Source organism: Salsuginibacillus kocurii DSM 18087 (assembly GCF_000377705.1).
Classification (GTDB): Bacteria; Bacillota; Bacilli; order Bacillales; family Marinococcaceae; genus Salsuginibacillus; species Salsuginibacillus kocurii.
The window spans coordinates 13,366-26,345 of the sequence record NZ_KB898632.1; the positions used below are offsets into that span (position 1 = coordinate 13,366).

13 protein-coding genes are annotated in these 12,980 nt (G+C 42.9%); 9 read left to right on the forward strand and 4 right to left on the reverse strand.

What is annotated here, in order from left to right; all coding sequences use genetic code 11:
• Positions 1 to 83: 83 nt before the first annotated feature.
• Positions 84 to 1,136 (reverse strand): Delta(10) desaturase DesB, encoded by a 1,053-nt coding sequence (desB, locus tag D469_RS0116155; protein WP_018924426.1) that lies wholly within the window; start codon positions 1,134 to 1,136, stop codon positions 84 to 86.
• A gap of 277 nt (positions 1,137 to 1,413) precedes the next feature.
• Entirely contained in the window at positions 1,414 to 2,466 is a 1,053-nt protein-coding gene (gene xerS, locus D469_RS20620) for a tyrosine recombinase XerS (protein WP_018924427.1), read from the reverse strand.
• Between the two features lie 280 nt (positions 2,467 to 2,746).
• Between xerS and D469_RS0116165 the strand changes: the two genes are divergently transcribed.
• The 5 genes from D469_RS0116165 (at position 2,747) to D469_RS0116185 (ending at position 8,198) form a co-directional block, all read left to right on the forward strand.
• Positions 2,747 to 4,534 carry an L-lactate permease gene (locus D469_RS0116165; protein WP_018924428.1) on the forward strand — a complete coding sequence of 596 codons (1,788 nt, stop codon included), beginning with the start codon at positions 2,747 to 2,749 and terminating at the stop codon, positions 4,532 to 4,534.
• A gap of 15 nt (positions 4,535 to 4,549) precedes the next feature.
• Positions 4,550 to 5,272, forward strand: a complete 723-nt coding sequence (locus tag D469_RS0116170) for a (Fe-S)-binding protein (RefSeq protein WP_018924429.1) — start codon at positions 4,550 to 4,552, stop codon at positions 5,270 to 5,272.
• A gap of 16 nt (positions 5,273 to 5,288) precedes the next feature.
• On the forward strand, positions 5,289 to 6,713 hold the full coding sequence (locus D469_RS0116175; protein ID WP_018924430.1) for a LutB/LldF family L-lactate oxidation iron-sulfur protein: 1,425 nt from the start codon (positions 5,289 to 5,291) through the stop codon (positions 6,711 to 6,713).
• Entirely contained in the window at positions 6,713 to 7,417 is a 705-nt protein-coding gene (locus D469_RS0116180; RefSeq protein ID WP_018924431.1) for a LutC/YkgG family protein, read from the forward strand. The genes D469_RS0116175 and D469_RS0116180 overlap by 1 nt, the downstream gene beginning before the upstream one ends.
• Positions 7,418 to 7,487: 70 nt before the next feature.
• Entirely contained in the window at positions 7,488 to 8,198 is a 711-nt protein-coding gene (locus tag D469_RS0116185) for a FadR/GntR family transcriptional regulator (protein ID WP_018924432.1), read from the forward strand.
• A gap of 117 nt (positions 8,199 to 8,315) precedes the next feature.
• Here the strand turns inward: D469_RS0116185 and D469_RS0116190 are convergent, their stop codons facing one another.
• Positions 8,316 to 8,861, reverse strand: coding sequence for a hypothetical protein (locus tag D469_RS0116190; protein WP_018924433.1), 546 nt, complete (start codon positions 8,859 to 8,861; stop codon positions 8,316 to 8,318).
• 338 nt (positions 8,862 to 9,199) lie between these two features.
• On the opposite strand from D469_RS0116190, the gene D469_RS0116195 reads away from it, so the two are divergent.
• Positions 9,200 to 9,835, forward strand: coding sequence for a uridine kinase family protein (locus D469_RS0116195; protein WP_018924434.1), 636 nt, complete (start codon positions 9,200 to 9,202; stop codon positions 9,833 to 9,835).
• A gap of 467 nt (positions 9,836 to 10,302) precedes the next feature.
• Here D469_RS0116195 and D469_RS20625 read toward each other — a convergent pair whose 3' ends face one another.
• On the reverse strand, positions 10,303 to 10,893 hold the full coding sequence (locus D469_RS20625) for a VanZ family protein (protein WP_018924435.1): 591 nt from the start codon (positions 10,891 to 10,893) through the stop codon (positions 10,303 to 10,305).
• Positions 10,894 to 11,055: 162 nt separating this feature from the next.
• Between D469_RS20625 and D469_RS0116205 the strand changes: the two genes are divergently transcribed.
• From D469_RS0116205 to D469_RS0116215, 3 genes are all read left to right on the forward strand, one after another.
• Positions 11,056 to 11,550, forward strand: coding sequence for a hypothetical protein (locus D469_RS0116205; RefSeq protein ID WP_018924436.1), 495 nt, complete (start codon positions 11,056 to 11,058; stop codon positions 11,548 to 11,550).
• A 366-nt stretch (positions 11,551 to 11,916) separates the two neighbouring features.
• On the forward strand, positions 11,917 to 12,372 hold the full coding sequence (locus D469_RS0116210; protein ID WP_018924437.1) for a hypothetical protein: 456 nt from the start codon (positions 11,917 to 11,919) through the stop codon (positions 12,370 to 12,372).
• 135 nt (positions 12,373 to 12,507) lie between these two features.
• The gene (locus D469_RS0116215; RefSeq protein WP_018924438.1) at positions 12,508 to 12,942 is read left to right on the forward strand and encodes a hypothetical protein; all 435 of its coding nucleotides are present in this window, start codon (positions 12,508 to 12,510) and stop codon (positions 12,940 to 12,942) included.
• The last annotated feature ends 38 nt before the right edge of the window (positions 12,943 to 12,980 follow it).

The following is a 12,980-nucleotide window of genomic DNA, read 5'->3' on the forward strand; positions in this document are numbered from 1 at the left end:
GAAGTCGTACGAATGAAAAAACCCCGCCTTTCTTTAAGTAATAAGGCGAGGTACAGGGCTGTCATTTAGATATCAGTAACTGGCTAGTCTTTATAGGACGTTGATTGAATGTTGTCTGGGTCAAGTCCGTTACCTAAAGAGCCATACGTTTCCACCCGCCGGGGGTCAACGAGTTGATTCCCTTGAAAATAAGGACGCGGGGTCTTCCAGAGTGCTTTTAGCGCCTGGCCCATTGGCATTTCATGATACCTTTCCGGCCAGTTTTCTTTAATATGCTGTTTCACCAGGGGATAGTATTTAGAGCTCATCCCTGGAAACAAGTGGTGCTCGGTGTGGTAGGAAAAATTAAAATGAATCACATCCACCCATTTGGGAACAGTTACCGACAGGCTGTTTGCAAGCGGGTCGTTCACTTCGACGAGAGGGTTAAGCCGGTGGTTCGTCGAAATGTAGGCCATTACAATAAAGTTGGCAATAAAAAGTGGTAATAAATACACAAAAAACCAATTTTGAAACCCGATGATAAACAATAACCCAATCCAGGAGATCCAGGGAGCTGCGGCCTGGAAGAAAACTGCGGGCTGTTTACGCGGTTTGAATTCCTTAAGGTACATTACGAACATTTTTAAAGAATGAGCGGTAAATTGAACCGATAAAGAAAGAAAGCTGAAAAAGGCCCGAACAGGCAGCGGTAGCCGATAGACGGCGCGAATGCCTTTCATTTTAGAGATTTTTTCAAGCGTCGGCCATGCATCCGGATCATTGTCTTCATGCTGCGTATGAACGTGGTGCGTAATGTTGTGCCATTTCCGCCAAAGTTTTGGCCCGGTACTTAGCGGCCAAAAGGCAATAGCTCCTAAAATATCACGAAGCCACGGTTTTCGGACAACCGTTCCGTGTAAAATTTCATGGCCCAGAAAACCTAAGCTGGCAAAACTGGCACCAATCACAACGGACAAACCAATATTGATTAGGAAGTGAAGTTGGAAAAACGTAATCAAAACGAAAGCAGCGGCTACTATAATTACATAGGCTAATCCGCCAAACAGACGGGCCGGCACAGGTTTAAAGACATCTTTCGGCAATTGCTTTTTAATACGGGCAGCGTACCACCCGAAATGATGGAGTTCACTCATGTGAACACACCTCTCTTCATAAAACTCAAGAAACACGTTCTAGGTAAGGGGAATAAAAATCTTTGCTTATTAATCATATAACCTCTTATTGAACTGGTCAATTAAAAAATAATACCAGGTCTTAATAATTACTTATAAAACATATGTATTTCCATAAAAAACAATTTTAAAACTAGAAAAAAAAGGATAAATAGGCGGGCAGAAGTGATGTTTCAGGAGGTAATGAAAGTATGTCCACGGCATCCTTTAGGGCAGAAAAAAGATGAGCGGGATGAATTTACGAATCCATCTCGCTCATCTTTTTTTTGCGGGCATCTAAGCCCGGGTTGGTGTAGAGGCTTGTGGTTTGTACGGAAGAATGGCCGAGCTGCTGCATGATGTCGATAGGGGAGAGGCCCTGCTCCACCATTTTCGTAGCGACCGTATGCCGCAGCTTATGAGGAGAGAGCTGTTTATTAAAGGCGGAAGTGTATTTTTTGACCACATTTTGCACGGAACGGCTCGTCATCCGGCGTCCGCTGCCGCCATAGAGGGTGAGAAAAAAAGCTTGTTCTTTATCATCCGGCTTATACATCGGCCGCTTCTCCAGATAGGCGTTTAGATAAGGCAGAGCCATCGGCCGAAACGGAATCAAATCCTGTTGGTCGCCTTTCCGCGAAACGGATAACAATTGATCGTGGAGGTCTAGATTCTCTATATTTAAGCTCACCAGCTCGCCGACGCGAATCCCGCTGGCAAGAAATAAAGCGAATATCGCCAGGTCCCGTTCCCGGTGCTTCTTGTATTGATTGTAATGACCTGTCGTCGGCAGCGTGGCCACATATTCATTTTCGATAAATTCCAGGAGTTCTCTGTCATCATTGCCGTGCAATATTTTTTTGGATATATTATCTGCTCGTTTGGCCGCAGACTCCTTTACACGCGGCAAAGGGATTTTGTTCATTACATTGCGGTAAAAATAGCATTCCCCGTTCTCATCTTCAGAGCGGTGCGTTAAATAGTAAAAGAAGGATTTCAACGAAGACACTTTGCGCGCCCGCGAACGCGGCATGAGTTTGCGCTCAATCTGCAGGTACTTTATGTAGCTGTTGACCTCATTTAAGCGCAAGTCGGCCAGAAAGGAAAGAGGGATGTCTTTATAGCCGGGCCCTTCGACTAGCCCCTCACGCAGGCACCAGTCGAAAAACACTTCAATATCATAGATGTAGTTTAATAACGTAGTGGGCGACCGCTCCACTTCCAAGTCGTCGATAAATTCTTCCACATAAAAAGGATGACGGGGGAGCCGGTCATATAAACGGCTGCGGTGTTGTTCTTTTTCATTGGACATGAGAACACCTCTTTTAAACGTATGTTTTTATCATGATCGTGTTTGAATAGGGAAGTATTTACCTTTAGTACCTATTTTACCATTTCGAACATCAGTTCGTAAACGGCGGCGATTGTACAGGCATGCGAAAAATATCTTCTCTTTCTGACAAAAATATTTAAAAATTTTTCACAACTCCATTGAAACCGCTCACAAACATTGCTATTATGAAACCACTTACATATTAGTCATCTGATGACCTTATGACACTATGTGTGTTAAAGTAAAGGGAGTGAAATGAATGAGTCTTGGTTTCTTGTCTTTATTAGCGATTATTCCAATTATTACTGTATTGTTTTTTCTCGTACTATTACGCTGGCCGGCGAAAAAAGCGATGCCGATTGCTTTTTTAGTAACCGTGGGCATTGCTTACTTTGCCTGGGGCGTGCCGTTGAATCAAATTGCCGGCGCCAGTATGGAAGGGATTACAACTGCGCTAGAAGTTCTGTTCATCGTATTTGGTGCTATTCTTATGCTGAATACATTAAAAGAAAGCGGTGCAATACATACGATACGCCAGGGATTCATGGATATTTCACCAGACCGCCGCATCCAGGCCATTATTATTTGCTGGTTGTTCGGTTCCTTTATTGAAGGCGCTTCCGGCTGGGGAACGCCTGCTGCTATTATTGCGCCACTGCTCGTTGCCGTAGGCTTTCCCGCGATGGGAGCGGTCATGGTGGCACTTATTATTCAATCCGCCCCGGTTTCTTACGGAGCGGTCGGGACACCGATCTTAATTGGAGTACAGTCCGGCTTGTCTGGTTCTGAGGCGGTCGAGCAGACGGCTGCTTCGCTTGGCATGAACCTTGACCAATATGTCCGCATGATCGGAGGAGAAGTAGCGATCATACACGGGATAGTAGGCTTGTTGATCCCGCTGTTTATGGTGACGATGTTAACCTTTTTCTTCGGGCCGAATCGTTCCATTAAAGAAGGATTGGCCGTTTGGAAGTTCGCGTTGTTTGCCGGACTTGCGTTCACGATTCCATTCGCATTGGTGGCAAACTTGCTTGGCCCTGAATTTCCGGCGATGTTCGGCGGCTTGATTGGGCTTGCGATCGTGGTTCCCGCTGCTAAGAAAGGATTTTTGCTTCCGAAAAATACGTGGGATTTCGCGCCTGCTTCGAGCTGGGACCCGGCCTGGACAGGAAAGCTTAATCTTGAACCTTCTGAAAACTTGAATCCGATGTCGCCGGTTAAAGCGTGGATGCCTTACGTGATTGTAGCCATCCTACTCGTACTAACGAGATTAGAAACCCTTCCATTTGGGGCGTGGCTGGAGTCTTTTGTCATCCAGGTGGAAAACGTCTTTGGCAGCTCGGTGTCGATTGAAAGCACGCCGCTGTTCTTGCCTGGTTTCATTCTATTGATGGTGTCCGTCCTTGCTTATCTCCTATATAAAATGCAGGCTTCAGCCTATGGAAACGCGTGGAAAGAGTCAGGAAACACCATTCTGGCAGCTTCGCCGGCACTCTTGTTTTCTGTGCCTATGGTGCAAGTATTTATCAATTCAGATGTAAACAGTGCAGGTTACGAAAGCATGCCGCTTGTATTAGCAGAAAGTGTCTCTGGTATTGCCGGAGAAAATTGGCCGGCTGTAGCACCCGCCATTGGGGCGTTGGGCGCATTTGTGGCTGGAAGCAATACAATTAGCAACATGATGTTCTCTTTGTTCCAATTTGGAACGGCCCAGAATGTCGGCATTAATCCATCGATCATCGTCGCACTGCAGGCCGTTGGCGGCGCGGCAGGAAACATGATTTGCGTTCATAATGTAGTAGCCGCATCTGCCGCGGCGGGCTTGATTGGAAGAGAAGGCGAACTGATTAGAAAACTGCTTATCCCGACCTGTTATTATATTTTCTTTGCCGGTGGCGTCGGTTACGTGTTCGTACACGGCTTCGGCATGAACATCGGCACCATCATGATCGCCTTAATCGCAGGCCTGTATTTATACGCGATTTATCAAGGGCAGCTGCAGCAGCGAAAAGAACATCAACTCCAGCAATGGGACCGTATTGCCTAAGGAGGCGAAAAACGAATGAAAGTATCTTTATTTATAACGTGTCTGGGTGACGTTTTTTACCCGGACGTCGGAAAAGATGTTGTCGAAATACTCGAACGTTACGGATGCGAAATTGATTTCCCGGAAAAACAGACCTGCTGCGGGCAGCCCGCTTATAACAGCGGATACCACACCGATACGAAAAAAGCAGCAAAGCATATGATCCAAACATTTGACCACGCGGAATATGTTGTAGCACCTTCTGGTTCCTGCGCTGCCATGTTGAAAGAATACCCGCATCTATTTAAAGAAGAACCAGAGTGGAAAGAACGAGCAGAAGCGCTTGCCGACAAGACGTACGAACTGACCCAATTTTTATACCGCGTTTTGGGGGTTAAAGATACAGGCGCCTTTCTGCCGAAGAAGGCAACCTATCATACGTCCTGCCATATGACACGCCTGCTTGGTGAAAAAGAAGCGCCTTATAAGCTCCTTGAAAATGTCGAAGGCCTTGAACTAAAAGAATTGCCGAACAAACAGGACTGCTGCGGGTTCGGTGGTACTTTTGCCGTGAAAATGACACCGATCTCCGAGCAAATGGTAGACGAAAAAGTCGAACATGTAGAAGAGACGGAAGCAGAAGTTTTAATTGGTGCAGACAGCGGCTGCCTGATGAATATCGGCGGGCGGATCGATAGAAAAGACCGACCTGTGGAAGTCATGCATATTGCGCAAGTACTAAACTCAAAAAAAACGTAAAGGAGGAAACGCTCCCATGCCCATGAAAATTGGCGACCGATCGTTTGATAAGCGCGTGGAAAAAGGACTTTCAGATACGCATATGCGAGAGACCGTCCGTGGTGCCCAGGGCCGGCTCCACACGAATAAAGCGAAAGCCGAAGAAGAGCTCGGCAACTGGGAAGACTGGCGCACACTTTCTGAAGAGATACGGGCCCATACCCTGGAGAACCTGGATTATTATTTAGAACAGCTCAGTGAAAATGTCGTTAAAAACGGTGGCCATGTGTATTTTGCCGAGACCCCGGAAGAAGCCAATGCTTACGTAGAGGAGATTGCCGCCAAAAAAGAAGCGAAAAAAATTATTAAATCAAAGTCGATGGTGACAGAAGAGATCAGCATGAACGAAGCTTTGGAAAAGCAGGGCTGTGAAGTTATAGAATCGGATTTGGGCGAATACATCTTACAGATTGATGACCACGATCCGCCGTCACACATCGTTGCCCCGGCGCTTCATAAAAACAAGGAACAGATCCGTGAAACCTTTGAACGGCTGAAAGGCTATGACAAGAGCGCGGATCCAAGCGAGCTCACCCAATTTGCGCGCGAACAGCTGCGTGAGGAATTTCTCGAAGCCGATATCGGCATTACCGGCGTCAATTTTGCCGTAGCTGAATCAGGTTCCATTTCGCTTGTTACGAATGAAGGAAATGCCCGCCTGGCCACCACAATTCCGAAAACGCAAATCTCTGTGATGGGCATGGAACGGATTGTGCCGACGTGGGAAGAGCTTGATGTCATGGTCAATATGCTCTGCCGCAGCGCGGTCGGACAAAAGCTAACCAGCTATATTACCGGCCTGACCGGACCGCGCGAAGAAGGCGACTTGGACGGTCCGGAAGAATTCCATCTCGTCATTGTCGACAACGGCCGCTCCAACATTTTGGGCACCGCGTTTCAGTCAGCTCTACACTGCATTCGCTGTGCCGCCTGCATCAACGTCTGCCCGGTCTACCGTCACGTAGGCGGCCATTCCTACGGTTCGATTTATCCAGGTCCGATCGGAGCTGTGCTCTCGCCGCTTCTTGAAGGCTATGAAGACCATAAAGAGCTGCCGTACGCTTCCAGTTTGTGCGCTGCCTGTACGGATGCCTGCCCGGTGAAGATTCCGCTTCATGAGCATTTAATCGAACACCGCAAAATCATTGCCGAAGAAGAGAAGAAGACCTCACTTGGCGAAACGTACGCGATGAAAGGGTTCGGCATAGCAGCCAGTTCCCCGGGCTTATTCAACATGGCTACGAAAACAGCGCCGCTCATGTTCTCGCCATTTTCAAAAGAGGGAACAATCAACAAAGGCCCCGGCCCGCTCGGCGGCTGGACCGATGTGCGAAGCTTTCCAGCGCCGGAGAAAGAACGCTTCCGCGACTGGTTTAAAAATAGAAAGAAGGAGGACTCCTAATGGCGCAAGGAACGGTGCAGAATAAAGACTCCTTTTTAAATAATATCGCCGAAAAACTGGGACGCGAGCGCCGCACCACAGGAGTGGAGCGCCCGGATTATCAAAAACAGCCACAATGGGAAGTTATGGCTGACTACTCCACCGACCAGCTCGTTGAGGTGCTTAAAAAACAGTGCGTGGAAATCCATACCGATGTGAAGGAAACAAGCGTAGAAGATCTGCCCAAGGTGTTGGATGAAGCGATTAAAGAGTATGGGGCAGAAAAAGCCTCCATCTGGGACGACCCGCGCTTTTCCAGCTTCGGTTTATCCTCATTCGCTGCCCGGCCTGATGTGTCAGTGTGGGGGGATGCCCCGGAGGAAAAAGATATCCGCATTTCCGAACAGGCCGATGTCGGCATCACGTTTGCGGATTACACCTTGGCGGAATCAGGAACTGTTGTCTTAATGAATGGGGGAGGGAAGGGCCAGTCTGTCAGCCTTCTGCCTACCTACTATATCGCTTTGATTCCATTAAGCACGATTGTGCCGCGCATGAGCCAGGTGACCCGAAAGATTCATGAAGACGCGGAAGCAGGGGAGAGAGTTCCAAGCTGCATCAATTTCATCTCAGGACCAAGCAACAGCGCCGACATTGAATTAAACCTGGTGGTGGGCGTCCACGGGCCGGTCCGGGCTTGCTATATTTTAATTGACGATCGTTAATTTATGCTGAAGAATCCGCTTTCATGCTGTGTTATAATGAAACCGAACTGGAAGAGAAGGAGTCCCTTGAATGAGTTTTAAACAAATCGAGTCCAAAAAAATCGCCGAAATCGTGCGCGAACAAATCGAAGACATGATCAAGCAGGGCGACGTGCAGCCGGGTGAAAAGCTTGATTCCGTTGCGAAGCTGGCTGAACAATTTCAAGTGAGCCGTTCAGCCGTACGGGAAGCGCTTAGTGCCATGCGCGCTGTCGGCATCGTCTCCATCAAGCAGGGCGAAGGCACGTTCGTGAACAATTATGACTTCTCCGATGTGTTGGATCCCATGAAAGCGGAACGGATCATTTCAAAGAAAGAGATGCTCGAACTCTTTGAAGTCCGCAAGATCATAGAAGTAGGCGCGGCAGAAATGGCCGCAGAAAAACGGACGAATGAAGACCTGGAAGCTTTGAATGCCGCTTTAGAAGAAATGAAAACCGCATCCGCTGAAAATAATGTCGGCGAGTCGGCAGATGTGGCCTTTCATTTAGCCATCGCCCAGGCATCGAGCAATCAAATTATGGTCGACATGATGAATCAGCTTTCAGAAACGCTCCGGAAAACGATGTTTGAAAGCAGGCGCGTCTGGCTGTTTTCCGAAAAGCAGACACTGGACCGTTTATATCAGGAACACCTGGAGCTCTATGAAGCGATTAAAGCAGCAGACGCAGAACGCGCAAGAAACGCGATGCTCGCGCACTTGCGGAATGTCGAAGAAGCACTGAATAAGAGTGTGGAATAATTAGGAGAGTAATGTATTAAAGCCAGCACTTCAGTGACTGGCTTTTTTCTTTAAGGTGGGCTGCAACCATGGCTGGTCCTCCCAAAATGTGAGAAGGGACTTTAGTTAGGAACAGAATTACTTATCAGGGTTATGGGGAGATAAGTTGTCAAATTCTGCTCTCAACGCTTCTTCTATTAGTTCAACCATTTGATTTGGAGTGTGATTTTCTTGCCCAATAGAGCTAGGTGTACCGATCCGGTCAAAAAAACGTTCCACTTGCTCTGAAAATTGTATGATATCTTCTATATCCTCCTCCGTAATTTCACCTCTAATAGCTCTTGCCGAATTGTCACGGAGCATACCATATCCTAAAAAAGTAAATCTTTGAATTGTATAGGAACCGTTTAAATGTTCGCTTACATTAATTCCGTCTGATGTTAACTCATTAGAAGTACTTAAGTGCGAAGAAGCCCTGTTCAGATGTACGGCAAAATTATCTTCATCATTATCTTCGTAAGCATCAAACGCACGATTTAAGCTTTCATTCATTTTATATGTACTGGACAAATACTGCATCATCACATCGTGCTTTACCTGTTCACCAGGTAAATAAGGTCTCAAGAAAAGGAAAGACCCTATTATAAGAACGATCACTATTATAAAAATGACAATTTTTTTCATACGTCCCCCTAAAATTAATATCCATTTAATGTTACGCTTATTTTCCCAGTTTATGAATAATGAGTAAAGAGACGTTTGTGCAATTCAACTGTGAGAATGGTTAATAAAACGGAGTGCCTTATATATAAAATTAAAGGTTTTTCGAATTAGTGCAGCCGCCGCGGTTACAGGGCGCCCGTAACAGCCAAAATTAACGTTAGCGGATCTATTTAGGTTGTTAATGATTTGATGAATCTGACAATGGAGCAGGACGAAGCTAACCTCTTTTTCCATTGAATCAACCACTCTACCTTGACGGTGACAGGGAAGTTTAGTGAAGTAAAATAAGGGAGGCCATTATGGAACAACTTTTACATAAGTTAGCCAACTTAATAAATAAGCAAGATGAAAAAATGATCATTGGTATATCTGGACACGGTGCTTCTGGTAAGACAACTTTTTCAAATAACCTTGTAAAGTTCTTGAATGATGATGTGAATTATTTAAATACCGACCCATATATTATAACTGAAGTCAGGACGTACACTACTATTGATTATGAATATAATAATGAAAATCATTCTTATAAAATGACAGCTTGTCACCCTGCGGCTCATAATTTGTTAGCTTTGGAAAGAGATATATTGATGATTAGAGATTCTTTAGACTTTTATACAATCGGTACACATTACTTGAAGAGCGCTTTAATTTCTTCACGAAATAAAATTAATATTGTTGAGGGCATGAGTGTTGCATTTTTAAAGCCAAATTTGTTTGATTTAACTGTTTATTTATATACTGATGGAGAAACTGAGTTAATAAGAAGAGGAGGTCGTGATGTTTCTGAACGAGGGACAGATTTTAATTACATAAAACAATCTCATGAACAACGTAGAATTCAATATGATTTATTTATGCACCCTAATCATAAGAATTTTGATATTGTTATAAAAAACTCCAATGAAGAGGCTACTTTAGAAAAATGCAGAATTTAAATTCATTACATACTCAATCTTTATTTCTTAATTAACAATAGGGTTCAGATTAGAAGATTAAGGTAGTTACGAACAAATTCCACAAAATCACCAGTGTTTCTGTCTTCCCTTATTATGTAGCCACATAATGGAGCTCATGAAGTTATAGAACATAAAATTTAATCTTATTAAAAAATATCCGTGGGTACCATCAATAAGTTTGTATAAATCTATCTCATTATAGGGTATCGCTTAGTTAGCCGAGAGGACCGTTAAGTTGGGAACATATTAACCTTTCGTATGATTTAAGGAATCGCAAGACAACCTTAATACATAAACGACTCCCGGAACTTCCTTATCGTCAGGAATTCCGGGAGTCTAATTTCCAATATCTTTTCAGCGTAGGGATTTTTCAATATATTGGCGAGATCCCTCAAGCTTTGAATAGCAAAATTGATAGGCTCGCGCTAATTATAAAAATTGAATAGTTAAGCGGCAATATTTTCGCTTGTCTCAGGTTTAATGAATCTATAAATTAATTTAATAAAAATATAACAAACTGTCGCACCTAGAAAAGTACCTAACGTATTTAGAATAACGTCATCAATGTTGGAAACTCTGTTAATGGGCAAAACAAATTGTAATATTTCTACAGTAGTGGATGTTATTGCTCCACCTATTGTTGTACGCCTTATGATTGCTTGGTTCGATTTTAGATAATACCTAGCAGCTAAAAAGAAACCAAACGGAACAAACAATAAAATATTTAATCCCAAGTTCCTAATTGGGATAATGTAGGTGATCGGATCGTTAAGTTCGTTATACATACTATAAAAGGGTATGAGTTGAACAGATGACCAACCAATAGATGGAGTTAAGGTTAGAAGGCCAATACCTACTATAGACATCATTAATAATGTATAAACAGAAGCCCAAAGGAATGCTTTTTTGCCATTCATACCAGCCTTGAAAAAAATATATATTCCTATTCCTATTAAAATAAATAATGGTGACAACAGTATAAAAAGATACAGAAGCCCATCAAAATAAATCATTAAATCATTTATTAATGCAGACATTTGCTACAATACTCCCTTTGCGATTATTCCAGTCCCACATAAAAAGGCAACCAGTACTAAAGTCATAGATGTGCTAAATTTGTTCAAATCTAATACTTTCCTTTGTTAGAATATACTAGAAATTTATATTAAAAGTAATAAATTGTCAAAGGCTGGTTTTGAATGCTTTGGAAAATTGGGCTTCCAATAATTTTTATTTTATTTTTAGTTGCTGGTTGGTGGTATTACGAAACACAACGTGTGATAGAAGTGGAAGAAACGTTCTCTGGAGAAATAGAAGGTGAGCATTTCGACCTTAATTATGAATTGTGGAAAACCGAAGAAGGCGTGGAGCAAGGCAACGGGCTGTGGGCGATTAATGTTGTTTATGAAAACCAAGAACCAGACGTAAAAATAGGGGAGTATGTCATTGATTATGAGTGGTATGACATTGATGCGCAGATCTCTGAATCAAGACCAAATCATGATCCTATAGTGATGGAAACCATTTCTGAAACGCCAGAACCTCCTATAACTTTAAGTAGTACAAGGACCATGACCACATCAGATATTGAAAGTCATTTAAATCGTTCTTCCATTAACATGGAATTTCGTACTGAAGATGGAGAAACAAAGACAGACAGTTTCAATTTACGGAATATAGATTATACCGAATAAATTAAGTTTCCCCCATCGATTACTCCTAGGAAAACATTCAATAAAAGTTCCGATGAACCTTAATTCATATGTATCACTTTAAGATAGGCCATCCCACCACAAAAAAGGCCTTGAACCACGAGACATGCAAACAGATGTATGTCCTGTCAGTTCAAAGACCGTTTATCAGCATAAACGAGCAACATATCTACCAATGTAAATACCATCATTATTTACATGACAACCGGTGAGAAGGCTGTCTATTGGTAATAACTGATAGCAACTAATCTATTAGTAGTAAATAACCAACAAAAAAGATAATAAATAAAAAATATATGTTATTTGGAGTGATTTTCTATTAAAAATGTAATTTTTCTATTTTTAATATTGTTTTTAGTCGCTTGTACTACAGATGAAGCAAGTATAAATGAGGAATTAACGATTGAGCATGAGGGTCATAGTTATGAAGTTGAAGTCCAAAGTATAACCGATATAACGGAGGACCAAGGAAGTTTTGATGTTCAAGAAGGGTACCGTATGGTTAATATTGTGGTAGATGTTGAAAATACGGGATCTGAGAACATGTGGATCGACATCGATTTTTATGACGATATATCTTTAGATCACCCCGAATCGAATTATAAGATAAGTGATCCATATGTAATTGATGAGGAAGAAGATATTACCCCTAACGTAGTAGAAATTAGAGAGGGAGAGCTTGAGCCCAATGAACAAACGACAATGGAAGTTCCATTAGTTATTAGGGAGGAAAAGGATTCTTATCATTTTAACTTTCATGGTGAACTATGGAGATTTTCAAAGGAAGATATTGATACAAGGTGAAGGAATTCATTTCCCCCCCTGAAAGGACGCTAATGTGCACTGGGCAGTAACCAGAAGGTGGAACATGCGTGATCAGCTGGTTACAGCTCTTCACTTTATTTCATTATGAAAAATCCAAAGGAGTACGTATAATTTATGAAATGGATACTTCCATTAACGGTACTTTTTATAGTTGGATGTGGTTCTAATGATAACCACATTGAAACGTCAGCGGATTATCCTTATGAAGTTGTAGCAGTTGAAACAGAAGATAACTTTGAATTGACTTTATTAGAAGATAACGATATTTATTATCAGGCACTTACATATATCGGAGAAGAAAAAGAAGTAGAAATTATTTCTTCGTCAAGCCCTTTTGTATCCTCTCTGCACGTAAGTGATGATGTTATTTCGAGTTTAGTAGGAGATGTGAAGACTGAAATTTCCATGACTAAAGATGAAGCTTATACCGAAGAAGTATTACTTAATGATAATATTAATAAGTACGATGAAGGTCTTCTAGAAGTGGCTGCTGAGTTTAGATATGAGGACCAATCCTATCAGTTGCAAGTAGAAGAGGGCATAGAGTAGAAATAGCTTGATCGATCCCATAGTAACCGGTTTACTTG